The organism is Paenibacillus sp. FSL K6-2393, assembly GCF_038002545.1.
Taxonomy (GTDB): Bacteria; Bacillota; Bacilli; order Paenibacillales; family Paenibacillaceae; genus Paenibacillus.
Genome location: NZ_JBBOCU010000001.1, coordinates 6,069,000 through 6,094,302, shown reverse-complemented (window position 1 = coordinate 6,094,302; position 25,303 = coordinate 6,069,000). Strand labels below are relative to the sequence as shown.

Below are 25,303 nucleotides of genomic sequence, written 5' to 3'. Positions count from 1 at the left end.
TTGCTGGTAGTCGCTAATAGCGCATATTATACTGAAATTAGACGGAGGGATCAGATGAGCAAGAAAATTCTAATTGCTGATGATAACAGTGAGATTCGTGAAATTGTAAGGATTCTGTTAGAGAGTGAAAATTATGAAGTGATTGAAGCGATAGATGGCCAAGATGCGATTGATAAAGTGAACGAAGAGACGGATCTCATTATTTTGGATATGATGATGCCCAATAAATCGGGGCTGAAGGCGTGTCTGGAGATTCGTGAAAAAACAAGTGCACCGATCCTGTTTCTCACGGCGAAAACGCAGGATTCTGACAAACAATTGGCCTTTTCCTCAGGCAGTGATGACTTTTTGTCCAAACCATTTTCCTATACAGAACTTGTTTCGAGGGTGAAGGCTTTACTGCGGAGGTATTATGTTTATCGGGGCAAGGAGAAGTCCGAAGAAAAGGACCAGATTATCGTTAAGGATCTTACCGTCCATCAGGATTCAAAAGCCGTGTTTGTTGGAGAGAAGGAGATTGCTCTAACTGAAATTGAATACCAGATCTTGCTGCTGTTGGCTAAGAAGCGACGAAAGGTGTTCTCGGCAGAAAATATATATGAGAGTGTTTGGGGGCAACCCTACTTTTATACGTGTAATAACACGGTCATGGTTCATATTCGTAACTTGAGAGGCAAACTGGAGGATGACCCGCAGAACCCTAAATATGTGAAGACTGTTTGGGGGAAGGGGTACAAAATTGAATAGATTATTAATCGGAAAAAAGCTGAAGATTAAACTGGTTCTGGCGGTTATCATTTCTTTGGTCATTTCCATAAGTGCACTCGTTATTTTACAAGTTGTTGGCGAGACTGTATTAGATAGTTATTTAAGCAAATCCACTTTTGTAGAGAACAGGCAGCAAGATGCGCTCGATCGATTCGAAGCATTTGTGGATAACCAGAACGTGTCAACCCGTGATCATGAGCAATTGTCTGCTTGGATAAGACACGAGCGCTACTTAAATCTGTATATTTTTGCAAAAGACAAATTGATATTTTCCTCCAACACGGAAATTGATCCTGCCATTAATGAAGAGTTGTTAACTCAAATCGTGCCCTCAAAAATACCCATCACCACCATCCATTTTGCGGATCAGGATGCCCAGATATACTTGGTTAGCTTTTATGAGTATCAATATTACAACCTCATTCTGATTATTGGTGTTTTCATAGCGGCCATTGTGTTCATTGTTTCCTTTCTACTGATGATTAATAAGAAAACATCTTATATTGGCGTGCTTGAACAAGAGATCAAAATACTCGAAGGTGGAAATTTGGATTATTCGATTACGATATCGGGAAAGGATGAACTGTCATCTCTGGCTCAGAGTATTGATGAGATGAGGAAATCATTTGTGGAGCGGCTGGGCAGCGAGGAGAGGGTCAGGATGGCCAACCGTGAATTGATCACGGCGATTTCCCATGATTTGCGAACGCCACTCACGATTCTATTAGGATATATGGATATCATAGAGCTCAACAAATATAAGACACATGAGGATCTGTTGCAGTATATTCATAATAGCCGGGAGAAGGCCTATCAGATCAAAGTGCTGTCGGACAAACTATTCGAATATTTTACGGTATCCTCTGCCGCTGAAGAAGAGGAAGTAGAATTTGAAATGTATGAGGGTAGAGCGCTTATCGATCAACTTATAGATGAGCAATTAGTAGTTTTGGACGATATAGATGTGCAGGTTCAGACAGATTCACATCATGAGGAGTTTTTACTGGAAATTAATCTGGTCGCTATGCGTCGCGTAATGGATAACATATTTTCAAATATTCGAAAATACGCCGATCCAGGGCATCCCGTTCATATCCAGATTTCTTTGAGGCAACAATGGGTCATTCTTGAGGTGGAGAATAAGATTAAACGTGTTGGCAAAAAGAAAGATAGCAACGAAATTGGGCTCGTTAGTTGTCAGAAAATGATTCAGCAGCATAACGGGACGTTGACGGTGTCGCAGGAAGAAGATATCTTTTCACTACAGATTAAGCTACCTGTTATCATCAACAAACCAACTCAGACTCATATATAACGGAAGGGAGAGAGACGTTATGATTATTGCTTGCAACAAAAACGGATCTCTTGAAATGATGCGCTAAATAGGCATAGGCGAATGAACATCGCTCTGCCATTCACACTATACAAAAAGAGCCATGCGACAGCATGGCTCTTACATATATCGCGAGAGGGCAAGCCTTATGTTTTAAACAACAGGTGCATTCTGTTTCTTGAAATATTGTTCAATTAAAAACGCGAGCATCGGTCCGGGCTCAGCCTGCTGTAATTGAGCCTGATCGCCAAATTCCATGAGATACGGCTGTTCCGTAGTACAAGGAGTCCAATGAGGCATTAGCTTTCCGGTGGAGTCCGAGCCGTTCGGATCACCTGTAGCAATAAAGTTGGATAAATAATTACACATCTGGCGAGCCAGATCATAATGCTTGCCTGTGAAAGGCCGCCAGCATTTGGCGAGTGTTTCGAAGAAAAACCACAGATCAACGGAGTGAAAAGTGCCTGGCTGGTCCCAGCCCGGAATCTCGGCGTCGAAGTTATAATAGTAGAGAGGCGTTTCGGACAGATGACCGCTGTTCGCACGGATGGCGAGCAGAATGGCATGTTGGATCATGCGGACCGATGCTTGTTGCAGAGCATGTTCGATTTGGCCGGAATCAGCCTCACATAGCTGCAAAAAGGCAGGAGCATCCTCGCCAAACAGCTCCACAGCCATCTGCTTCAGTTCTTCCAGATTGGCTGCGGCGGGACGGGTCCAAAATTCGGAAGACGTATGCCCCAGCATTACGGGGATCGCCTCGCGCTCCTGCTGAACAAAACGAGTAAACGGATCGCCTGCGCAGAATTGTTCGTCGATGACGGTTCCCCAGAAGCTTTTGTATTCGAGTGCTTTGTCACGGAGATATTCAGCATCCAGTTGTCTCGCCTCAGCCAGGGAAGATACGCCCAGGAAGCCGAAAAATTCAACCCCTGCTTGCTCTGCATCCCTTAGTGTGGAGCGGACAGAAGGCACGCGGACCTTCGGGTACAACTCGGTAGCTATACCGCTCATGATGACGGCTCGCTGGAACAAGCCTTTATTTTGAGGAGAGGTCATCTGGCTGAGTACACTTCCTCCGCCTGCCGACTGTCCGCCGATGGTGATCTGGTCTGGATCACCGCCAAAGGCGGCAATGTTGCGTTTGACCCACTGGGTACCTGCTTGCTGATCGAGATGACCGAAGTTGGCGGGTGCATGGGGGGATTCAGCACTAATCTCAGGATGGCACAGGAAGCCAAAGGCATTCAGTCGATAATTAATCGTCACAACGACAATACCTCTACGAGCGATTCGCTCGCCATCAAATTCCATTTCGGCCGTATGGCCGACTTGCAGGCCCCCGCCAAAATACCAGACAAAGACAGGCAACTTCTCGTCCGTACGCTTGGCGGGTGTCCAGACATTCAGATACAGACAATCCTCGTCCATGGGCAGGTCGGGATCAACGGCCCATTCGCGGGTATAGATATTGTTATCATCGATGACTGTTGGGGCTTGCATGGAGATGGGGGCAAAATCAAAAGCTTGCAGTACACCTTCCCAGTTCGACTGCGGTTGCGGAGCGCGCCAGCGGTTCTCACCTACAGGAGGTGCGGCAAAAGGAATTCCCTTGAAGCTGGTAATCCGCGGGTCCGCCGCGGGCAGTCCTTGCACTTGTCCATGTTCTACCGTAACCATTCTAAGCATACAACATTCTCCTCTCTGGATTTAGCGTGTAAGCGTTACCGAACATCTGATCAACGTGGCATTAGAAAGGGGGAATCAAGGTTGAATCCGATTTGGCATGAGAGCAGTAGAGCCAGTAATTTGTATTTTATCAGCGGTGGTCACAAGCCGGCCAACGCTCATCAATGGGGGCCAGGCGTGCGTGACGTTTATGCGCTGCACTATATTATCCGCGGTCAAGGGACGCTGGAGACGGGCGGCCGCGTTTTTCGGCTCGTTACGGGGGAAAGCTTTATCATATTTCCGCAAAAGGAGATTTACTATTATCCAGACCCGCAAGATCCATGGGAGTACGTCTGGGTGGAGTTTAGCGGTGAGGATGCCGGGCGGTTGCTGGGGCTGACACAGCTCTCAGAGGTACAACCCGTGGTGACGGTCTCTCCGGAGACATTGCAGCCTTTTTTCCACCTTGCCTGGAACGCGGGTGCATCATCTTATGAATTACTGCGGGCGGATGCCCGTTTGCGTCTGCTGCTCTCTTACTATATGGAACATTATCCGAAGGAGCCGCAGGTGTACGCCAAGGATTATGTCTGGCTGGCGAGAAAGTACATCGAGCAGAACTACTGGAAACCGACATTGACCGTCACCGAGATCGTAAAGGCAGTTAATCTGGAGCGCAGTTATTTGTTTCGTCTGTTTAAGGCAGCAACCGGCAAGTCTGTTTTGGAGTATATTACATCCTGCCGAATCGAGCGCGCCTGTGAACTGCTGAAAACGTCGGGCCTGCCGATTCAATCGGTAGCTTATTCTGTCGGCTACAATGATCCGTTATATTTTTCCAAAGTATTCAAGAAAGCAACTTCACACACGCCAACAGCGTACATGACGCTGCATCGGACCAAGGCATAACGGTTAACGGAACAGGGCGCAGTTCCCGGACTCTCGGAAATAACGGATCAGCTTCTCAATAGGCTCGCGTCCACAGTTCAGCTTCACTCCTATACAATCGATGCACAGAAATTGCTGGGCAGAGCGCGAGATCAATTTGAGGTAGATGCCCACATCGTCTGAAGAGAGCGGAACCTGACACGAGGTGCACAGGCGATGTTGAGCCATCTATTTCACCAGTTTGGCACGCACAACTAAACAGTCATGTGCTGCGACAACGGGAGCGAAGCGTTCGCGGAATACGCCAAGCTCTTTATGTTCCCAGCAATCATACAGGGACAGCGCATAACCGGCAGCGTAAGGCAGACCCATATCCCAAAATTGCAAAGACAATTCCCGCTGGCTGTCACTCAGGTTGAAGAAGCCAATAGCTAGATCACCATCTGTGAGTACCTTCACTAGCATAAATACATCGTCTGTGTGAAACCATTGCGGCTCTGGTTTAATGCGGTAAGCTCCGCGCGCTTCTACATCCTGATTAATGGCAATCAGGTCAGGATTCAGGAGAATATCCTTTGTAATCTGGTTAGCCTTGCGCACGTCACATCCGATCATTAATGGGGACCCCATCATGGACCAGAGTGAGTAGTGGGTTTTATATTCGATGTCGTTGCATCCACCGATGCTGCCAATATAATCATTGTTGCTTCCACCGTACATACCTACAATCAGCATATCCATGTCGTTATGGCAGAAGGAGCCGGTGTAGCTTTGTTTTCCCAATTGAGACAGGGCAAGTTCCTTCACTGAATCCCAATTGTCACGGATATCGCCGGTGGAGCGGTACATATGAGCGCCCGATTCCCGAATCCAATCGTATACATCGTCGGCTCCCCAGTTGCAGGCGGAGAACAGGATATCGCGTCCGCAGTTTTTGAGCGCAAGGCTCATCCGTTTGTATAGCAGCTCTCCTGAGATATGGCGCGGCTTGAAGCAGTAATCATACTTCAAATAATCAACGCCCCATTCGGCAAAAAGGGCAGCATCCTGGAATTCATGCTCGAAGCTGCCTGGATACCCGGCACATGTATGCGTACCTACGCATGAATACATGCCGAATTTTAGTCCTTTGCTATGGATATAATCGGAAAGCGCTCTCATTCCACTCGGGAATTTATCCGGGTCAGCCACCAGATTGCCGCTCGCATCACGTTCTTTCAGGCTCCAGCAATCATCAATGACAATATACTCGTAACCAGCGGCCAGATAACCTTCCGATACAAACACATCAGCGACATCACGAATTAATTGTTCGTTAATATCCCACGTAAAGGTATTCCACGAATTCCAGCCCAGGGCAGGGGCAAAGCCTAACACTTGATTGTTGCTCATGCTCACGCATCCTTCCTCATCTCGGTTTTGTTAACAATACTAAACTGAACATAAACGATGAGCGACGTTTCCTGCCATAGCTTAACGTTGCTTGGATATGGACATATGTTGCTCTACTGTGCTGGGAGAATTAGCTCTTCCAATCAGGCTCTCGGCAGGTATTCAGAAGTTGCCGGTAGAAGCATAAGAAAGGAAAAATGTCTGTCTGCGAAGAAGTTATATCTATCTTTTCAGGGATCTGTGCGAAACAATGGTATAGATGTTATGATCGGTGATAATGCTCGAACAGGATGTCAGAGCAACAGGGAAATCTGAATAGTATTCAGTTCTTTCAGGAAAAATACCCCAGTGGGGAATCCCTCATACGAATGGTAACAATCCCGCCGGGACGATTATGCATATGGCAGAAGGGTTCCAATTGGATAATGTGCGATTTTCCATCGGTTTTTCGTTAAACATAAGTGTCCGTTTGATATGATCAGATATATAATTTATAGGATTGGGAGTGTTGCCAAATGAATCTAGACGAAGTGATGCAAGAGCTAGAAGCGCTGGGCAAAGAACGAACGAAAAAAATCTATATCTCCAATGGTGCGCATGAACCGTTATTTGGCGTGGCAACCGGGGCGATGAAACCAATGGCGAAGCGGATCAAAAAGGATCAACCTTTGGCAGAGCAACTATACGCAACGGGGAATTATGATGCGATGTACTTTGCTGGTGTGATTGCCGATCCTCAAGCGATGACGGAAGCAGATTTTGACCGTTGGATTGATGCTGCTTATTTTTACATGATCTCTGACTTCATCGTTGCCGTCACATTGGCAGAGACGGATATTGCTCAAGAAGTTTCGGATAAGTGGATCGCGAGCGGTGATGAGCTGAAAATGTCAGCAGGATGGAGCTGTTACTGTTGGTTGCTCGGCAGTCGAAAGGATGCTGAGTTTTCGGAGAATAAACTGATGGAGATGCTGGAACAGGTGAAAAAGACGATTCACGAATCCCCGGAACGAACGAAATATTCGATGAACAACTTCCTGTATACCGTTGCAACATCCTATCAACCGTTGCACGATCAGGCAGTGGAGATAGCCAAGACTGTGGGACCTGTCGAAGTGAACAAGGACATGCCCAAGAGCAAGCTGCTGAATGCCTCTGAGAATATCCAAAAGGCAGTGGAAAAAGGGCGGACGGGCTTCAAGCGTAAATATGTAAGATGTTAATGGGAATCACTGTAATAGACTAGAACATCAGGAGATGTAACACATGCAGGAGGTGCTCGTATGAACGTAGAGAGTGTCTCCCTTTTTGTGTTGTTGTGAGTATCACGTACTTGGGTAACTGAAATCTAGTAACCGTCAAGCTACAAGTTAGTCAACAAATTTTCTGTCGATCCTTTATACTAATAAAGCCAGAAACATATCTAAGGAGTTGCCGAATCCAATATGAATAAAAAAGAAGTCGCGCATATACGCAAGCAATTTAAACTCGATCACGATCTACTGAATATTTACGATATTCTCAACGTGTATATTACGAAGGAAACCAATGAGGTCTATCACTGGGAGCGTCACCCGTTCGAACTGGTGGACAGAGAGAAGCAGGAGCTGTACATGGGCAATTTCAAAAAATTGCTGACAGGTGATTTGGATCAGAAGTTGTTTGAATTGAAGTTCCAGGAAGCGGCGGAGGACCCGGCTCAGGTACTGCTTCACCAGGCGCTGGTAACAGGTGATCCGGATGAATGGCAGGATCTGATGCTGCTGCTCGTGGATCGAATGCTGGTAGATACAAAGTTTGAGCGGGACATGGTAGCTACGTTCGTGCGTGGACAGTATTATCTGCCAACCAAAGCTAGAAACGAAGCTACGGAAGAGAGTGAGAAGAATGAGGTGTTCGCCCATCCGTTCATTCTGTGCAGCGTAAATTCCACGGAGAAGCAGCGGAAGACACTCTTGTTTGATTACGTGGAGAGAGAATTCAAATACAACATTATTGTCGATCCGATTATCAAATTAAGCACGCCAGAGCAAGGATTCCTGTACCCTAGCGTAACGGACAACTACTCCGATGTGAATCGTGTTCTATATTGTACAGGGAAATCGAATTTCCCGGACCCGCATTTTGTTGAAAATGTATTGAATGGAGAAAGATCCGTAACCGCACTGGAAGAACGGGCGATCTTCGAAGATATCGTCAAGGAAGTGGCCGGTGAACAGCTTGACTCAGCCACTATTGCACATGTATATGAGGAGATCAACCGAGTCATCGAGATTAACGAAGAGTCCCATGAGGAAGAACCTCCGAAGCTGGATTATAAAGATCTGGAACGTGTACTGACCGCAAGCGGTATAGAGGATCTGACAACGGAGAAAGTAGAACGTGCCTTCGAAACGATCGTTGATAACAAGAACTATGAGATGAAGGCAACCAGTGTTATGCCGAAGTTCACGTCCAAGTCTATTAAAATCGAAACCAAGGTTGCTACGATTTCGGTTAGCCCACAAGACCTGCGATATGTAAAACAGGTGAACTATCAAGGCAGACGTTGCATCATGATTGAAGTGGATGAAGATGTCGTGATTGAAGGGTTTACGCTCAATACCGAAAAACTTATAAATGAGGATTGATTGTAGACCATGATGATGTAAAATCATCAGACCATGACGAATGAACGTCCATATATGTTGAAAAAAAGCCCAAGCCTAGGCATTATGCCAAAGCTTGGGCTTTCTTGATATTTCATGATTGACGCAACAATTGTTTGATATCCGCTGCCGGACTGGAGCCAAGCTCCTCTTGGAGCAATTCCTCCAGTACCAGATACTGGCGCTGCGCTTCGGTTCTTCGTCCAAGCGACAGATACAAGAGGATGATCTCGCGATGAATATCTTCCCGAATCGAATCAATCTGGAGGATACGTTCAAAATAATACAGCGCCCGTAACGGCTCGCCTGCCTTCGCGTGATAGTGCGCCGCGGTTTCCATCGTCATGATGAAATCCAGCTCCAGCTGTCTGGACCACGCGAAAGCCCACTCATAATGCCTTCCTCTCAGGAGTTCACCCGTATACAACGTGTCCATCCGCTCAAAGAGCTCGGGGCGATGTGCCGATGCCTGACGCATCTGCCGGAACAAAGCCTCGAACTCGTACAGATCACAGTTAATGGCTTCCCGGTCGATACGGATACCGTTTCTGTCCTTGAGAATGATCGGCACGTCACTGTTATCACCGATGGCACGTCGCACGTAGTACAGTGTGGAGTTGATGTTGGTCCAGGCTTTCTGCGGACTGAGGTCTTTCCACAACGTATCGGCCAAGGCATCGCGGGTGGTCGATTTGGTATACAGCAAGAATGCCAGCAATTCTTCCGTCTTGGGCGTTCTAAGCTTGATGGGACTGTCTGCTCCGGCTCCACCAAACACGGTGAATTCACCGAACAGACGAACGTTCAGTTTGGGTTCCGGCACCGCTGGTTCAGGTGTTGGCATGGACTCGTGAAGCTTTTCCTGCAACCGCTTGATGCTGCGGTTCAGTCGCTCTGCCGTGACAGGCTTGATGACGTAATCAATCACCTCTTTGTCGAAGGCCTGCACCGCATATTCCTCATATCCAGTCACCAGCACGATTGGAAGTGAAGGATGATGTTTACGCAATTCACCAATGAGTTGCATACCCGAGATGCGAGGCATCGTAATGTCCAGAAATGCCGCATCGAAGCTATTCTCTGCTGCATATTCACTGGCTTCCTCCGGGTCGTGAAATGCGCGAGACACCTCAACTTCTCCGCTTTCTGTCAAAATGCGATTCAGTCGCTTCAGCGACAAATCCTCATCATCCACGATGATGACTTTTATCATGTTTCATAACCCCCATTCCCATCTATGCTTTGACGTTGATTTGGAAGATCAAATGTAATCCGCGTTCCCTCGCCGTCCAGACTTTCCATCTGAAGGTGTCTGCCATACAGCAGGTTCAACCGGCTGGAAATATTCCATAGTCCAACGCCGTTACTGCCGTCCGTGGATTGCCGAATTTCGTCCATCCGTTGCTTGGTTATGCCGATTCCGTTGTCCTCGATGGAGAAGCGTGTTTCCGTATCATTCAGATTACGTATAGACAACATGACCCGACCACCGCGAATGCTGGACATCAGCCCATGCCGAATGGCGTTTTCAATCAGGGGCTGCAACGTGAGGGGCGGAATGTCCATGTTCCGGTTCACATCCGCATCCACATCAATAATGACCTCCAACCTTGACCCAAAGCGGGCTTGCTCAATCGCTACGTATGCCTCGATCATCTCCAATTCGTTCATCAGGCTGGTTTTTGAGTCCAGATGTTTGAAGTGCACACTGCGTCTTAAATAACTCGATAATTGCAAAATCAATTGTTCTGCCCGATTCGGCGCATCCATGCACAATTCGGCAATGGCGTTCAGAGCGTTATACAGAAAGTGTGGGTTCATCTGTGACCGCAAAAAAGATATTTCCGCATCTCGCGCAGCTTGGACGGATGTTTTCATCCGAGTCAAACCGCCGATCCGTGCCAGCAGTTCCTCCGATTCGAACGGCTTGGATACAAAATCATTGGCGCCTTTCTCCAAGGCCAACTTCAATTGATTAGCTTTATTACTCGCTGTCAGCATGAGTACAGGCAACTCGGAAGGAGAGAAGCGCTCCCTGATCCGTTCCAGCAATTCGTAACCCGACATGTCCGGCATCATAATGTCGGCAATGACCAGATGTACAGCAGGAAGCTGGTCGAGCAGTTCCAGTACAGAAGGGGAACGTGAGGTTACCGCATAACTGTACCCTTCCAACTTCAAGAGATTCACGATTGTCTGCAAATTAGCCGAGTCATCATCCACAACGATGATCCATTCGTCTTTATTCCCTTGTACAATCGTTGGTTCTTCGAACCTTAGTAGCTGATTACCATGACTTGTAGGAGCTATGGTAAGTGGCATGGCGTTGGATCGTTTCTCTCCTTTGCCATCTGCGAGAGGAAAGGTCAGGATGAACGTGGCCCCCATGCCGGGTGCCGATTCCGCATGAATGGTTCCTCCGTGCAGTTCGACCAACTTGCGCGTAATGCTTAGTCCAAGACCGGTGCCTCCAGCAACGGCTGGACCGGTATCTGCTTCCTGCTCGAATGGCAGGAAGATGTGCTCCAGCTTGTCCTTGCCGATGCCACGACCAGTATCCACAATGCGCATTTCCGCTTTGCCTTGCACAACTGTGGCTTTGATGCTTACCGTGCCCCGTTCCGTGAACTTAACTGCATTGCCGATCAGATTATGCAAAATCTGAATCAGTCGGTTGCCGTCTGCATAGATCGGCGGGAAATGCGCCGGGATGCGGTTGATAAGCTCCACCTTTTTCGTGCCAAGCAGGAAGGAGTGCATACGCATGACCGATTCTACAAACGAGTACAGATCGGTCGAAGACCGGTGGAGCGGGATGTCGCCATGTTTCATTTTCGAATAATCCAGCAATTCATCGACCAGATAGGTTAATCGTCTTCCACTTCCCGTCACGATCGCCAGATTGTGCGCTTGCTCATCGGTAAGGGGACCTTCTGCGCCTTTAAGCAGGCTTTCACTGATGTTGACAATCGCGTTCAGCGGTGTTTTGAGCTCATGCGAAGTATTGGACAAGAAGTCATCCTTCACTTTGTCGAGTAAGAGCAACTGATCTTTGAGGGTGCGAACCGTACGATAGGCCTCGAAGAACCGAAGCACCGCCAGAAACAGCATCAGGATGCTGAACAGGACAATGGAAGCCTGCCCGATATTCATGTTTTCCTTGAGCGAGATCGAGAAGAGATTAATGTCCAGACAGTACAGCATGATGCTTAAGAGAGCTGCGTACCACAGAAAAGTAGACAGCCGTTCGCCCTTCTCACTGGTTAGGAACTGTTTTGCACATTGATACAGCAACCAGAGCAGCAGCAACGTGTACATAACGACGACGTAAGGTGCAGCCAGCCCATAGATGGAAATAGGCAGGAGCGCGACCATGCATAAGTATGCTCCGAAGATGATGAGGATCACCGCTGTGAGCATACTGGACAGAATGCCTGTTTTGAATCGGTAGAAGTAAAAGGTTAGCAGACCCAGACATGCCACGGAGCAGAAATCTTTTAATTTATAGAGTGTGCTAAAGGAAATTTCCGTGCCCGCCATGGATAACACACGTTCGCTGATCATGCCGTTATAGAGTGCATATAACAGACAGATTAGACCAATCAGCAGCAGGGAATCGTCCCTGTTTCGGTAGAGTGCAGACCCTAGGTAACTGATGAGGAATATGATCGAAATGGTACCCAGTACAGCAAGCGTGCCAAATTCGATAGCTGTGTTGAATTGATGTTTTTTCAGCATGGCTGCTTGTTCGCCAAAAAAGAGTGGACCCGGAATGCCAGAGTCCGTGTAATCGTAATTAGCCACCCGGATCAAAATCTCAATGTCACCGCCATGATAGGGGAAAAAGCCAATCTGGGGGGAGTTTCCTGGTCGGTAACCTGCGGATTTTGCCACGGCATGCCCGTCTTCCAGCAGCTTGTTGCCATTGATGTAGATTTCGCTGGCAAAACGAATGTTCATTTTTTTGATCGCCAGTGTTCCTTCAACAGGTGCATTACGCAGCACCAGTCGATACGTGGCAAAGCCGTGGGTTGGCAGTCGTTCGCCATCCACTTTAAGTCGATTCCAGGAGCCGGGAACGGTTGCATAGGTATCGGGTGCTTTCGTTGGACCAGCCTGATTCGGAGTTGCAGATTCGTCAGGAAGCAATCGCTCCCAGTAAAATTCCCACTCCCCGTCCAGCTTGATCCGCTTGTCCTGTTCTGGGTTCCAGTCCGATAGGTCCATAACACCTTGACGGGCATGAAGAGCCGCAGATTGGGGTTCTCTGATCGTTGACAGGAGCAGTACGGTAATAGCGAGTACAACAGTCAGGACAACGCCTGAAATTTTTAATAACACGAAATGCTGCTCCTTTAGAGTTTGTTCAAAACCTTTGGTAGATTCGGACAAAATCTCTTGTATTCTATCGGCATTGTAGCGAATATCTCTAGGGGGCGCAATCAAATTTCGACATTTTTTTCTGTTTATTATTTGTTTATTGTGAGGAAAAAGCCCGAAAGTCATCACGACTTTTGGGCTTTTTTGTACCTTTTTTATGAGAAAGGTTATTTCAATATGTTGTACGTGAATTCATACCCAACCCGTGAATTCCAATATCGACGCTTTTGCAGACTGTGCTTCGGTATGAGCCCCTTTGCGCCAGGCTTTGGGTGATTCTCCCATCAGTTTAGCGAAGCAACGGTTAAAGCTGGAGATGGATCGGAAGCCGACCTGCTCAGAGATAGATAGAATGGAGGCCTCCGTGCTTTTCAATCGCTTGCAGGCTTCTTCGACCCGGGTACTATTCAGAAAATCGAGCGGTGTGGTTCCCATAATTTCATGGAACTTGCGGCGAAAATGCGTTGTACTCAGATGACAAAGATCAGCGAGGTAGTCGATGGTCACGGGCATCATATAGTTTTTGGTGATAAACTCCAGCACGGGTGAGATGACCAAGTCCCCTTGGAGGTCTCGTTCCCGTTCCTGATCCTGAGATGACAAGCGCTCGCTGCTCGCATGAATTCGAAGCAGTTCGATATATAGAGACATCAACAAGCCGTACGCGCTCTCCCGATAATAGGGAGACTGCTGCTTGATCTCTTCTACCACTGATGTTGCGAGCATGTGAATTTTGGGATACTTTTCCTTATTCAGAATACAATTGGCTCCCTGAATCGCCCATAAATTCGGTTCAATGTGAGTTTGTGCTGTTTTGAGCGAATGATGGAAGAGTTCTTCCGGTGAAAAAAAGATATAAGCCCACAGGCTGGCGTTATTAGGTGAACTGTATGTGGTATGCGGAAGGTATCGGGGAATGAAGGTGATGTCGCCTGCCCGAAAAGGCACAGATTCTCCCTTAATCTCCATGATTCCTCCATCGGAATAACAGATGCCAATCTCCATGTGGTTATGGAAATGAAGATGCTCACTCTTGATATCGGATATTCTCCAGCGGTCTCCACTGAGTAACAGGACAGGGAAATCAATGGGCAGGCTGTAGTGACGATATTCAATGACCGGTTTCTTCGGTTTGGACATTTTCGAGGACTCCTATGTATAAATGATTGAAATTGCACAGTTTTGTTGCGAATATGCTTAGATTGAGACTATTTTACTGCGTACAATGGAATAAGTAAAGCGTTTACAAAAATGGACGGACACCTCTCAGGACGCACTTGGGGGCGTGTGCGAAGGGAGAGGGGAATAACAATGCTTCAAGTGAAATATGACAGGGAACAGATTCTAAACGTAATCGAGAGCGTTACCAAGAAAACACTGGATATGGATCTGACATGGGATTGGCCCGGTGGAGTGGCTTATTATGGCGTATCCAGAGCCTATCAAACAACAGGCAACCAAGAGATTCTGGACAGGCTGGTGAAATGGGCGGACGAATATATCGAGCTGGGTCTGCCAAGTTGGACGGTAAATACATGTGCCATGGGTCATGTGCTCATCACTTTATATGAAGAAACCGGAGATCAGAAATATTGGGATATTGTCCTCAGCAAAGTCGATTATCTCCAGAACCATGCGCTGCGCTTTGGAGACAATGTGCTTCAGCATACGGTATCCGTTTCCAATGATTTTCCGGAACAGGCTTGGGCGGATACCTTGTTTATGGCGGCATTTTTCCTGCTTCGCGTAGGTAGCAAATTAAAAGATGAAGCCATGATTCAGGATGCGCTGAATCAGTATTACTGGCATATCAAATACCTTCAAGATCCGAGCAGCAGTCTGTGGTATCACGGTTATAACAATATCAACAAGGACCATATGTCCGGATTTTATTGGGGAAGAGCAAACGCTTGGGGAGCCTATACGATGTCTCAAGTAAAACCTCAGCTCAACGACTGGTATTTGTATCCGCAATGTATGGATGTAGAGTGTGCCCTTCGTGATCAATTGGCGGCTCTCAAGCTCGTGCAGACCGAGAACGGCTTGTGGCGTACGGTGTTGGATGACGAAGATTCGTATGAAGAGGTATCAGCTTCCGCTGGTATTGCAGCAGCGATGATCAATAACGGTAATCCACTGCATACCAAATATGTGCAAAAAGCTTTGGAAGGCATCCTGAACAACATTAGCGAAGATGGGCGTGTGCTTGGTGTATCTGGCGGTACGGCGGTAATGAAGGATCGGGATGGCTATCGCAATATTCCAAAAGACTGGATTCAAGGCTGGGGTCAGGGCCTGGCACTCGCTTTTCTGTCCGATATGTTGAGATAGGGAGGGAACCCAATTGTCCAAATTAACCAAAGGCTCCTTTACACTACCGGGAGAATCCGGTTATGAAGCACTGACGCTTGAACTTGCCAACCGCTGGGGTGCCGATGTGATTCGAGACAGTGACGGTACAAAGTTGTCCGATGAGATTATCAATGCCGGATATGGCATCTATTCAACCATTTGCATTATTCGGGATCATAATGAGTGGGCATCCCGTAATCTGGATAAACTGCAGCAATGTTTTCTCATTACGAATCCGAAGGTCGCTGTACAAGATTATGTATCCATCTATCTGATGGAGGATTTCTTCGCTGAACAATTCAGGGTGAATGATTCCAAAGAAGCGTTTAAATATTGGCAAGTTTATGATCGAACGACTGGGGAAGAGGTACCTAGAGGACAGTGGAATTATGAAAGGGAATCTGGCAATGTTGTCATTACTGGCGTTGCTCCTTGGCATAAATACACTGTGAGTTTCATGGTTTATCGGATCTGGGAAGAGATCTCCATGTACAATCACACGACGAATAATTGGGACAAAGAGCATCTGATGCAGATTGACCCGATCTATACGGACACACAAACCTATCTGCTGGATTGGATGGAAAAGTGGTGCCAAGAACACCCGGAAACAACGGTTGTACGTTTTACGTCCCTATTTTATAACTTCGCCTGGATCTGGGGCAGTGATGAGCGGAATCGCCATCTGTTCTCGGATTGGGGTTCATACGATTTCACAGTAAGTTCGAGAGCGCTGGATCTGTTTGCTCAAAAATATGGGTATTCACTCTCCGCCGAAGACTTTGTAAATGGCGGTAAATATCAGGTCACTCATATGCCTGCGGATCAGCGCAAACTGGACTGGATGGCATTTATCAATGATTTTGTCATTGAATTCGGTAAAAAGTTGATTGATATTGTGCACAAACATGACAAGCTGGCGTATGTCTTCTATGATGACAGCTGGGTAGGCATGGAGCCGTACAATGATCGCTTTGAGGAATTTGGATTCGACGGCATGATCAAATGTGTGTTCTCCGGTTATGAGGCTAGAATGTGCTCAGGTGTTAAGGCTGATACCCATGAGATTCGCTTGCATCCCTACTTGTTCCCAGTTGGCTTAGGTGGGCTTCCTACCTTCAAGGAGGGCGGAGATCCTACCCTGGATGCGAAGAAATATTGGATTAATATCCGGCGTGCGCTGCTGCGTGAGTCGATAGACCGGATTGGACTGGGTGGATATTTGCATCTTGTTGAGCCTTACCCGGACTTTGTGGATTATATCGAGAAGATTGCCCATGAATTCAGGGAAATGAAAGAGCTGCATCAAGAGGGAAAACCGTATCAGATCAAAACAAAGGTAGCCGTGCTGCATAGCTGGGGCAAGTTAAGATCGTGGACCTTGTCCGGTCATTTTCATGAAACGCATATGCATGATCTGATCCATGTGAATGAGGCATTAGCCGGGTTGCCGATCGAGGTCAAATTCATTGATTTTGAGGATATTCGTCAGGGTATATTGAAGGATGTGAATGTTGTCATTAATGCCGGTTCCGCTGGCTCTGCCTGGAGTGGTGGAGCGCACTGGAATGACCACCAATGTGTAGACATCCTGACCCAATGGGTGTACGAAGGCGGAACATTTATGGGTATCAATCAGCCTTCAGCGGCTGAAGGGTACGACAGCTTTTTCAGAATGGCGCATGTGCTTGGGGTAGATGAAGATACAGGTGCAAGAGTTGTTCATGGAAAATGGTCGTATGAGGCTTACGATGAGCATGGTTTGGTGCCGGAAACTGCAAATATCACGTCAAAAGGTAAAGGTGACATTTATCTAACGGATGGGACTGCTAAGGTATTGCACGAGACAGATGGCAACATCACGTTGTCTACACATGCCTTCGGAAAAGGCCAAGGAATCTATCTGTCTTCATTCGAATTTAACTGGGAAAATACAAGATTACTGCAAAATCTGATTCGTTTTGCGGGCAATGAAGTGGGTAACGCGAAATATATCACGGATAACTTGTATACCGAATGTGCCTACTACCCTGAGAGCAACATATTGGTAGTGATCAATAACAGCGATCAGGTTCAGTCCACGACGATTGATACGGAGCATGGAAAACAAACCGTAGAATTAGATCCGTATGATACGGTGATCACCAAAATTGGTTTAAACAAATCGGTGTAAGAAGCAGATATAGGTTCTATTTCATAACGAAAAAAGCTCAAGCTGCGGCAATCAGCCAATGCTTGAGCTTTTGTTGTATTCAGTATCTGTTTAAAGGCTGTATTCCCGACTGGATTGATAAGTTAAATGCGTATTATACAAGAAATTTTATGGAAATGCAAGAGGAAAGAGATTGCTTTTATGTAGGCTATCGTTTATGCTAAAAAAAGGAAGTCTACTACATTTTAATAGGAGGTATGGATGATGGAAAATATGATGATGATGAACATGATGATGAACATGTGTATGGAAGAAATGATGTGCAAGATGAAATCCATGAAGATGATGATGGAATGCATGGAAGACAAAAGCATGATGGAAGGCATGGATATGAATAAAATGATGTCCTGTATGCAAGAATGTGACGAAATGATGACTACAATGATGGGCATGATGAGCAACATGAAGAAAGCATCCATGTAATTATCGATAATTTATTTAATGTAAAGCTGGCGGGCTTTACATAATGCGCGGAACAGTTGACTGTACGCATCACATCAAAAGCGTAGTAAGCCTTAATCAAGGCGGGTTAAGCAGACGAACTGCAGACCGGCTTTTTTCTTTATTTATATTGAAGAATTTTCCTCGACACATCGATACGCATAAGCTTTAATTTGAACCATTGCTCCTGTAGGGAATCGGTCTGAGAACCTTCGGAAGCGACCCGCAGTTTATTAAATATTTCCAATAGCTGGTTGTTAATCCGGTCATAGTTGGCAAGCAATTCACGCAGCATAACAACCTTTCGTTCTTTCTGTAGCAATTCATCCTTCTGCTCTTGAAGCTTTTCGAGAATATCTTCAGCCCATTCCGAGTCTCCTATGGTACGGGCATAATTATATAAATCCAAATAATCGTTAACCCAAGCTTGTGTCCAAGAACTCATGGCGTTATTCACTCCAGTCGGCTTCACTTTTCTATATACCAAGTATTATACCCGGAATAATATAATTTACAAGTGGATTATAGGATTTTTTGGGGTAAACATAGGTATTATGGTCAATGCCCTAGTCGGTAAGCAGTTTGTCGGCTTCATATTGTAGGGAAATAAACCTTAATGAGTTCCGATGAAGTATTTCACTTCATTAAATATATATTCTGGAAAATAAATTTAAAATATACTATGTTATAGGTGGATATGATGAAGGGGTACGTTCAGTGCTCAACCCTAAATATCTGGAGGGGCTGTGCCATGGCGATATGCATGGGAACAATAATGCTTTTCAACAGGGGAATCAGTTCATCCATGATGACTTTGAGTAATAACGTTGATGTTATGTAATTGTTAGAGGAGACAACGATAAGACATGAGCCGCAAGACTTACTGTAAGCGCATTCAGTTTCTGGATGATTGGAGTCTCAAAACCAAGTTGTACATATTGTTCATTTTTTGTGTGCTGGTCCCGGTCCTGGTCACAAATACCGTGTTTTACCTAAGCATCAAAGGTAACATTGAAGAGAAGGAGCATAGCCGATTCAATGAAATGCAGCAAAGGATCAAGTTCAACCTGCGGAACAGTATAGACAATAGCTTGTATGTGTCCAATTTTCTCTATACCGATGGAACGCTGAACCGGTTCATGGAGTTCAAGTATCGCGATCAGGAAGACTATTACTCTGCCTACTATGATATGCTTAGCAACAACAATCTGGTCAGGTACTACTACAGCTACCAGCAGGTGAATCAAATTACGTTTTATGTTGGCAATGATACCTTCGTCAATGGAGGAAACTTCATTAAGCTGGATGATGAGGTGAAGAAAAGTGATTGGTATCAAGCGCTGATGAACACAAGCGACCATATCATGATCTATTCGTATTTTGACAAACAACAGGCGGAGATGTCGCAAAGTCAGGGAGGACGCAAAGTAAGCATTATTCGTAAGCTGGATTACTTTGGGGAGCAGCAGGTGGAAAAGGTGTTAAAGGTTGATCTGGACTACGCTTTCATCAACAAATCACTTAAAAATGAGGGAGCAAATGGGAAGGTGTATGTCGTTTCGGATGGCAGGGTCATTTTCTCGAACGATTCAAAAATGAATCAGACGCGCCAGCCATTTCATCTGATTGCCGACAGTCCAATTGACCCTGTTCAATCCATGCAATCGATTCCCGTCGTATCCGAGGATTGGCAGATTGTCGTCAGCACGGAGAAATTGGACGTTCTGTCGGAGATTGTTAATTCCAAGCTTAATTTAACTTTACTAATAATTCTTAATCTGTTGGTTCCGACACTGCTAATCTGGTTGATATCCAGATCATTGGTCATCAGAGTTGATCGGATAGCAAAGCACCTTGATCAAGTGAAGCATGAGAAATTTGAGGTCATATCGGGATCTGTGGGCAAGGACGAGATAGGCAGCCTGACCCATAGTTATAATATGATGGTCATCAAGATCAAGAATCTGATTGAGATTGTGTTTAAGGGTCAGGTGGAGCGGCAAGCCCTTGAACTCTCTAAGAAGCAGGCGGAGTTGAAAGCCCTTCAGAGTCAGGTGAATCCCCATTTCATGTTCAACACACTTGAAACGATCCGTATGCGGAGTTTGATCAAGCACGAGCATGAGACCTCCGATGTCATTCATAGACTGGCGCTGCTGCTGCGTCAGACGATCAATTGGGGCGATGATCTGATTACAATCGCAGAAGAGATCAATTTTGTGGAGAGTTATCTGAGTATCCAGCGGTATCGCTTTGGCGAAAAGCTGCAATTCGCAATCAGGATGACAGACGAATCCATTGCTGCGATGATGATACCCAAGCTAACCGTTCTCACCTTTGTGGAGAATGCTTGCATCCATGGCATTGAGGGGACGTCGAATGATGGGGTCGTGGAGGTATTATTTGAAATTCGAAGCAAGGAGCTGTACATTTCCATTCAAGACACCGGAGTTGGTATGGAGCAGGACAAGCTCGCCTCGCTCCGCAAAATGATGCTAGACCCGAGTATGGATCGGATGAGCGAGCTTAGTAGCATTGGCATGATGAATGCATATATTCGGTTGCGGATGTATTTTGATGATTTCGTTCAGGTGCACATATTCAGTGAGAAGGGGAAGGGAACAACGATTGGTATTCGAATTCCTCTTATGCAGGCATCTCAAGAATAAGGAGCGAGGATATGATCAACGTGCTGATTGTGGACGATGAGCCATTTATTCGCCAAGGACTTCTCTTGTTAATTGATTGGGAGTCTTACGGATTTCAGATTTGCGGTCAGGCTTCCAATGGCATACAGGCATTGGAGTGCATACGCGCTGTACAGCCTGATCTGGTTATTTCCGACATCAAGATGCCGGAAATGGACGGAATGCAGCTTGCCCAAACCTTGTACGAGCAATATAGCGGTGACATCAAGCTGATTCTTCTAAGTGGATTCTATGAGTTCGGATATGCCAAGCAGGCAATTAAATACCAGGTAGATGACTATATTCTCAAGCCTATTGTGAAGACCGAACTGGTTCAGGTGCTTGAGGAGTTCAGGGTCGCATTTAATGCGCGGACGGAAGAGAAGCGATATCAGCAAAAAAAAGATCGGATTATTATGGCTCAGCATATGCAGTCAATCTTGCTTGGGGTGGCTGAGGAGGATGCTGTTACGAGTCTGCAGCCCCACTATCAAGATGCCGGCATACTGCGTTGCATCCTGATTGAGGCGGAAGCTGGTCCAGAACAGGGAACGGATTGGTGTGCTCGGGTTGAGGCATGGGTGGGCAAGCCCTTTCCGGGACAAATTTTGAAGCCATTTACAGGCGATAAAAATGCGGTTCTGCTCATTGTTACAGACCTGATGGTGAGCCGTGAGGCAGTGACCTTGGAGCAATATTTGACCCGGTTACATGCCGATCTGAGCCATGGTCAAGAGGCGGCTATTGCTTGTTATGTCGGGAAGGAAGTACATGAGTTGGAGGCGCTGCAAGAGTCTTATCAATCCTGCGGCATAATGAAAAGCTTACGTTTCTTCACCACTTGCAGGTCCATCTATTACTTCGAACTTATGGATACGACTTTATTTGTTAATCGGCCGGGACAGTTCGAAAAACAATTGTTTGATGGGCTAGTTAAGTCTATTGAGGAACAGCAGACGGATGAGTTATACAGTCATGCAACGGCGATTTTTCAATTTTTTCTGGATGAGCGAATCGAGCCTGGTATTGTCCGCATCCACTTGCATTATTTGGCATACACATTGCTGGATCTCGTGAATAACGATACGGTTACTCCAGATTCCACGCTGATGGAATCGACTTTTCTGAAGGTGAACTACGCGATGTTATCCATGGAGGAAAACATTGAACATTTATGCGAATTTTCGCTCATGTGCGCAGAGAAACTGAAGGAGCAGCAAAAGTCGAATGCAATGGGCGTATTAGCCAAAATTGAGGCTTTCATTCACGAGCATTACAGAGAAAATATCAGCCTGAAATTGCTCGGGGAGCAGTTTTACATGAATAGTGCATATCTGGGTCAGATTTTCAAAAAGCATTTCTCAATCAGCTTCAGTGATTATTTGAATCAATTGCGTATTGAGGAAGCCGCCCGGCTGTTGCGCAGAACAGATCAAAGAGTATACGAAATCGCAACAATGGTGGGATATCGGGATTCCGATTACTTTATTAGCCGGTTCGAGAAACTCATGGGGGAGACTCCTGCACAATATCGTAAAAGTGCCCATGCTGCGTACTCTCTTGATTAACATCCTGCACTCCTTGACGGAGCGGCGGGATATTTTTTTTCGCAGATGCTGGAATTAGTGGGATTCCATCTATAGTTTATCCCGTTGAGAGGGGCATGGAAGCATGATAATTTTAAGTCAGCCTTTGGAAAGCGCTTTCCAAAAAGCTTCTATCAATATAATCGATGGAGGGGTCATGATGAAAAAGGATGTTAGAAAAAGAATCAAGTATAGTGCTCTGCTCGCTTTAATACTGGTCATCGCACTCGCTGGATGTACACCGGGATCGTCCTCGAAAGGGGAAAAGACAGCAGATGGAAGGGAATTGAAACAATTTTCCGCATTTTTTGCCGTACCGGGAAAAATTGCGCCTGACGATAATCGGGTGTTAAAGGCTATTGAGGAGAAAACAGGCGTCAGAGTCACGATGGACTGGCTTACGGGCCAAACAGCCAAAGAGCGGATTGGTGTACTCATTGCAGGCGGCGAATATCCCGATTTTATCGATGGGAGTGATGGTACTCAGCAACTGGTAGCAGCAGGAGCGTTAGTACCACTTGAGGATTACATCGATAAATATCCAAACATCAAAAATTACCTGGGCGAAGACTGGAAGAAGATGAAAAATACGACGGATGGACATATCTACTTCATTCCTCAATTCGGCAATATACAAGAGAAATCGATGAAAGTATCCCATGACGGAGAAGCATTCTGGATTCAGAAGGCCGTACTGGAGTGGGATAATTATCCGACAATCAAAACACTTGACCAATACTTTGACTTGATTGAACGGTACAAAGCAGCTCACCCGACCGTTGATGGTCAGCCAACAATTGGATTTGAAATTATCTCCTATGACTGGCGTTATTTCGCACTGGAGAACCCTCCGCTCTTCATGGCTGGTTATCCGAACGAAGGCGCAGCCATCGTTGATAAAGAAACGCTGACGGCCAAAAACTACAATACCATTCCTGAAGCGAAAGCATATTTCAAGAAGATCAATGAGGTATATCATCAAGGCCTGGTCGATAACGAAACCTTTACAGCAAACTATGATCAATATATATCCAAAATTTCTACCGGACGTGTGCTGGGTATGGTGGATCAAGGATGGCAGTTCCTTGACGCCGAGGCATCACTCGTGAAGCAAAAATTGTATGACAAAACCTATGTACCGTTGTCCATTACACTTTCCGAGGATGTTAAAGGGCGTTATCAGAACAATCCAATCCTTAACGTGAATGGCGGCTTGGCCATTACAAAGAGCTGCGAGGATATCGAGGGAGCACTTCAATATATTAATGATTTGCTGGACCCTGAGATGGAGGTATTGAGAACCTGGGGACAGGAAGGCGTGGATTATCAAGTCGATGACAAAGGCGTGTTCTCCAGAAATGAGGAGCAACGTGCGAATTCCAAAGATCCGGACTGGGTACTGGCGAACACGGGAAGCCCATTGGTCTATTTCCCGCATCATGAGGGCATGACCGCTGACGGGAAGAATGCTCTTGACCCTAAGGAGCAGCCGGAGGAGTATCTTGCCACATTAAATGACATCGACAAAAAAGTGCTGAAGGCTTATGGATATACGAAGTTTACTGACTTCCTTGAGCCTGCGGAGGAAAATGAACCGTGGTTCCCAATCTATACCTATAATTTCGAACCAAATAAACCGGAGACCATCGCCAGACAGAAGATGGACGATGTAAAACGAAAATGGCTGCCAAAAGTGATTATGACTTCACCAGCCGAATTTGATAAAGCCTGGGAAGAGTATCAAGCCACACTCAAGGAAAGTGCAGATATTAAAGCGTATGAAGATGCGCTGACGGAAGAAGTCCGCAGACGTATGGAACTGTGGGGGTAAAGTCCTGTCACACAGAATGGCTATGGGGAACCCCGTAGCCTTTCTTACACGCTAGATTTGGAGATTGGATAGGAATGGAATCGATTCACCCAGACTGGGTGATATAGATAACTCGTAAGCAAGGAGAGAAAAAACATGGCCAAAAAGGAGTTGCAGCCTTCGTTAAAAACCAGCCATATCCCAGCGGGAACAAGCTGGATCGGGTACAACCTGTCCAGAATGAAAAGTCAGCGACAATTAATGTGGATGTCGTTTCCGTTTATTGCGTTTATCGCTATTTTTGCGTATGGACCATTATGGGGCTGGTTGATGGCGTTTCAGAATTATAGACCTGGCATTGGTTTTACGGAGCAGGACTGGGTGGGGCTGGATCATTTTCGAACGTTATTCACGGACCCTACATTTTTACGTGTCATTCGCAATACGCTGGCGATGAGCCTGATCAGTCTGTTTCTGGGATTTGTCGGCTCGATTGGTCTGGCGCTGTTATTAAATGAACTGCGAATGGTATTGTTCAAACGTGTGGTACAGACGGTTTCCTACCTTCCACATTTCCTGTCGTGGATCATCGTAACAGGTATTGTTGCGAATGTATTATCAACGGAAACAGGAATTGTGAATGTACTGCTGACGAAATTGGGCCTGATTGATGCACCGATCAATTTTTTTGCTGAACCCAAATACTTCTGGGGGATTGTGGGTCTGTCCAGCATGTGGAAGGAAATTGGCTGGGGCACGATTATTTATCTGGCGGCCATGGCGTCGATTAATCCGAGCTTGTACGAGGCAGCTTCCATCGACGGAGCCGGGCGGTTTCGCAAAATGTTCAATGTCACGCTTCCAAGCATCAAACCAACGATCATTATCCTGCTCATCATCAACGTTGGTAACGTACTGAACGCAGGTTTTGAGATTCAATACTTGCTGGGGAACGGACTTGTGCAGGATGTATCCGAGACAATCGACATTTTTGTTTTGAAATACGGGATTAATCTTGGTAACTACTCACTTGCCACCGCAGCAGGCATTTTCAAAAGTGTGGTCAGTCTGGTGCTCATATTTATCGCCAACGGGATTGCCAAGTCTCTTGGTGAAGAGCGATTGATATGATAAG

At 46.2% G+C, this 25,303-nt stretch carries 19 protein-coding genes; 12 read left to right on the top strand and 7 right to left on the bottom strand.

Going from position 1 to position 25,303, the window contains the following annotated elements:
- The first annotated feature begins 54 nt into the window (after positions 1–54).
- Together MHI14_RS26995 and MHI14_RS26990 are read left to right on the top strand one after the other, a co-directional pair.
- Positions 55–747 carry a response regulator transcription factor gene (locus MHI14_RS26995; protein ID WP_339312159.1) on the top strand — a complete coding sequence of 231 codons (693 nt, stop codon included), beginning with the start codon at positions 55–57 and terminating at the stop codon, positions 745–747.
- A complete protein-coding gene (locus MHI14_RS26990) occupies positions 740–2,083 on the top strand; it encodes a sensor histidine kinase (protein WP_341131654.1) in 1,344 nt (447 codons plus the stop codon). The genes MHI14_RS26995 and MHI14_RS26990 overlap by 8 nt, the downstream gene beginning before the upstream one ends.
- A gap of 171 nt (positions 2,084–2,254) precedes the next feature.
- Here MHI14_RS26990 and MHI14_RS26985 read toward each other — a convergent pair whose 3' ends face one another.
- On the bottom strand, positions 2,255–3,790 hold the full coding sequence (locus MHI14_RS26985; RefSeq protein ID WP_133387354.1) for a carboxylesterase/lipase family protein: 1,536 nt from the start codon (positions 3,788–3,790) through the stop codon (positions 2,255–2,257).
- Positions 3,791–3,871: 81 nt separating this feature from the next.
- Here MHI14_RS26985 and MHI14_RS26980 point away from each other — a divergent pair, with 81 nt between their 5' ends.
- Entirely contained in the window at positions 3,872–4,681 is an 810-nt protein-coding gene (locus MHI14_RS26980; RefSeq protein WP_133387353.1) for a helix-turn-helix domain-containing protein, read from the top strand.
- 3 nt (positions 4,682–4,684) lie between these two features.
- Here the strand turns inward: MHI14_RS26980 and MHI14_RS26975 are convergent, their stop codons facing one another.
- Both MHI14_RS26975 and MHI14_RS26970 read right to left on the bottom strand, forming a co-directional pair.
- A complete protein-coding gene (locus MHI14_RS26975; RefSeq protein ID WP_074093540.1) occupies positions 4,685–4,888 on the bottom strand; it encodes a hypothetical protein in 204 nt (67 codons plus the stop codon).
- The gene (locus tag MHI14_RS26970) at positions 4,889–6,052 is read right to left on the bottom strand and encodes a glycoside hydrolase family 27 protein (protein WP_133387352.1); all 1,164 of its coding nucleotides are present in this window, start codon (positions 6,050–6,052) and stop codon (positions 4,889–4,891) included.
- Positions 6,053–6,567: 515 nt separating this feature from the next.
- On the opposite strand from MHI14_RS26970, the gene MHI14_RS26965 reads away from it, so the two are divergent.
- Both MHI14_RS26965 and MHI14_RS26960 read left to right on the top strand, forming a co-directional pair.
- Positions 6,568–7,275 carry a DNA alkylation repair protein gene (locus MHI14_RS26965; RefSeq protein WP_133387351.1) on the top strand — a complete coding sequence of 236 codons (708 nt, stop codon included), beginning with the start codon at positions 6,568–6,570 and terminating at the stop codon, positions 7,273–7,275.
- Positions 7,276–7,497: 222 nt separating this feature from the next.
- Positions 7,498–8,682, top strand: coding sequence for a DUF4317 domain-containing protein (locus MHI14_RS26960; RefSeq protein ID WP_091038856.1), 1,185 nt, complete (start codon positions 7,498–7,500; stop codon positions 8,680–8,682).
- Between the two features lie 112 nt (positions 8,683–8,794).
- On the opposite strand, the gene MHI14_RS26955 is transcribed toward MHI14_RS26960, so the two are convergent.
- The 3 genes from MHI14_RS26955 to MHI14_RS26945 form a co-directional block, all read right to left on the bottom strand.
- Positions 8,795–9,913: a response regulator gene (locus MHI14_RS26955; RefSeq protein WP_133387350.1), complete on the bottom strand. Its 1,119-nt coding sequence runs from the start codon at positions 9,911–9,913 to the stop codon at positions 8,795–8,797.
- Positions 9,910–13,041, bottom strand: coding sequence for an ATP-binding protein (locus tag MHI14_RS26950; protein WP_341131653.1), 3,132 nt, complete (start codon positions 13,039–13,041; stop codon positions 9,910–9,912). Before MHI14_RS26950 ends, MHI14_RS26955 begins: the two co-directional genes overlap by 4 nt.
- A 231-nt stretch (positions 13,042–13,272) precedes the next feature.
- Positions 13,273–14,220 carry an AraC family transcriptional regulator gene (locus tag MHI14_RS26945; RefSeq protein ID WP_341131652.1) on the bottom strand — a complete coding sequence of 316 codons (948 nt, stop codon included), beginning with the start codon at positions 14,218–14,220 and terminating at the stop codon, positions 13,273–13,275.
- A gap of 171 nt (positions 14,221–14,391) precedes the next feature.
- On the opposite strand from MHI14_RS26945, the gene MHI14_RS26940 reads away from it, so the two are divergent.
- The 3 genes from MHI14_RS26940 to MHI14_RS26930 all read left to right on the top strand — a co-directional run bounded on the left by MHI14_RS26940 (position 14,392) and on the right by MHI14_RS26930 (position 18,067).
- Entirely contained in the window at positions 14,392–15,411 is a 1,020-nt protein-coding gene (locus tag MHI14_RS26940) for a glycoside hydrolase family 88/105 protein (RefSeq protein WP_341131651.1), read from the top strand.
- A 13-nt stretch (positions 15,412–15,424) separates the two neighbouring features.
- Complete coding sequence (gene gnpA / locus MHI14_RS26935) at positions 15,425–17,605, top strand: 1,3-beta-galactosyl-N-acetylhexosamine phosphorylase (protein WP_341131650.1); 2,181 nt, start codon at positions 15,425–15,427, stop codon at positions 17,603–17,605.
- Between the two features lie 243 nt (positions 17,606–17,848).
- Positions 17,849–18,067, top strand: coding sequence for a hypothetical protein (locus MHI14_RS26930; RefSeq protein WP_056692804.1), 219 nt, complete (start codon positions 17,849–17,851; stop codon positions 18,065–18,067).
- A gap of 139 nt (positions 18,068–18,206) precedes the next feature.
- Here MHI14_RS26930 and MHI14_RS26925 read toward each other — a convergent pair whose 3' ends face one another.
- On the bottom strand, positions 18,207–18,530 hold the full coding sequence (locus MHI14_RS26925) for a hypothetical protein (RefSeq protein ID WP_133387345.1): 324 nt from the start codon (positions 18,528–18,530) through the stop codon (positions 18,207–18,209).
- A 421-nt stretch (positions 18,531–18,951) separates the two neighbouring features.
- Here MHI14_RS26925 and MHI14_RS26920 point away from each other — a divergent pair, with 421 nt between their 5' ends.
- The 4 genes from MHI14_RS26920 to MHI14_RS26905 all read left to right on the top strand — a co-directional run bounded on the left by MHI14_RS26920 (position 18,952) and on the right by MHI14_RS26905 (position 25,299).
- Entirely contained in the window at positions 18,952–20,754 is a 1,803-nt protein-coding gene (locus tag MHI14_RS26920; protein ID WP_133387344.1) for a cache domain-containing sensor histidine kinase, read from the top strand.
- 11 nt (positions 20,755–20,765) lie between these two features.
- Positions 20,766–22,340: a response regulator gene (locus tag MHI14_RS26915; RefSeq protein ID WP_289391166.1), complete on the top strand. Its 1,575-nt coding sequence runs from the start codon at positions 20,766–20,768 to the stop codon at positions 22,338–22,340.
- Positions 22,341–22,518: 178 nt separating this feature from the next.
- A complete protein-coding gene (locus MHI14_RS26910) occupies positions 22,519–24,189 on the top strand; it encodes an extracellular solute-binding protein (protein ID WP_133387342.1) in 1,671 nt (556 codons plus the stop codon).
- A gap of 135 nt (positions 24,190–24,324) precedes the next feature.
- A complete protein-coding gene (locus MHI14_RS26905) occupies positions 24,325–25,299 on the top strand; it encodes an ABC transporter permease (protein WP_289391167.1) in 975 nt (324 codons plus the stop codon).
- Positions 25,300–25,303 lie beyond the last annotated feature (4 nt).

Bases quoted from the DNA above. Each gene is read 5' to 3' on its own strand.
- MHI14_RS26995 (WP_339312159.1), top strand. From the start codon at position 55: ATGAGCAAGAAAATTCTAATTGCTGATGATAACAGTGAGATTCGTGAA.
- MHI14_RS26985 (WP_133387354.1), bottom strand. From the start codon at position 3,790: ATGCTTAGAATGGTTACGGTAGAACATGGACAAGTGCAAGGACTGCCC.
- MHI14_RS26975 (WP_074093540.1), bottom strand. From the start codon at position 4,888: ATGGCTCAACATCGCCTGTGCACCTCGTGTCAGGTTCCGCTCTCTTCA.
- MHI14_RS26970 (WP_133387352.1), bottom strand. From the start codon at position 6,052: ATGAGCAACAATCAAGTGTTAGGCTTTGCCCCTGCCCTGGGCTGGAAT.
- MHI14_RS26965 (WP_133387351.1), top strand. From the start codon at position 6,568: ATGAATCTAGACGAAGTGATGCAAGAGCTAGAAGCGCTGGGCAAAGAA.
- MHI14_RS26960 (WP_091038856.1), top strand. From the start codon at position 7,498: ATGAATAAAAAAGAAGTCGCGCATATACGCAAGCAATTTAAACTCGAT.
- MHI14_RS26955 (WP_133387350.1), bottom strand. From the start codon at position 9,913: ATGATAAAAGTCATCATCGTGGATGATGAGGATTTGTCGCTGAAGCGA.
- MHI14_RS26945 (WP_341131652.1), bottom strand. From the start codon at position 14,220: ATGTCCAAACCGAAGAAACCGGTCATTGAATATCGTCACTACAGCCTG.
- MHI14_RS26940 (WP_341131651.1), top strand. From the start codon at position 14,392: ATGCTTCAAGTGAAATATGACAGGGAACAGATTCTAAACGTAATCGAG.
- MHI14_RS26930 (WP_056692804.1), top strand. From the start codon at position 17,849: ATGGAAAATATGATGATGATGAACATGATGATGAACATGTGTATGGAA.
- MHI14_RS26925 (WP_133387345.1), bottom strand. From the start codon at position 18,530: ATGAGTTCTTGGACACAAGCTTGGGTTAACGATTATTTGGATTTATAT.
- MHI14_RS26920 (WP_133387344.1), top strand. From the start codon at position 18,952: ATGAGCCGCAAGACTTACTGTAAGCGCATTCAGTTTCTGGATGATTGG.
- MHI14_RS26915 (WP_289391166.1), top strand. From the start codon at position 20,766: ATGATCAACGTGCTGATTGTGGACGATGAGCCATTTATTCGCCAAGGA.
- MHI14_RS26910 (WP_133387342.1), top strand. From the start codon at position 22,519: ATGAAAAAGGATGTTAGAAAAAGAATCAAGTATAGTGCTCTGCTCGCT.
- MHI14_RS26905 (WP_289391167.1), top strand. From the start codon at position 24,325: ATGGCCAAAAAGGAGTTGCAGCCTTCGTTAAAAACCAGCCATATCCCA.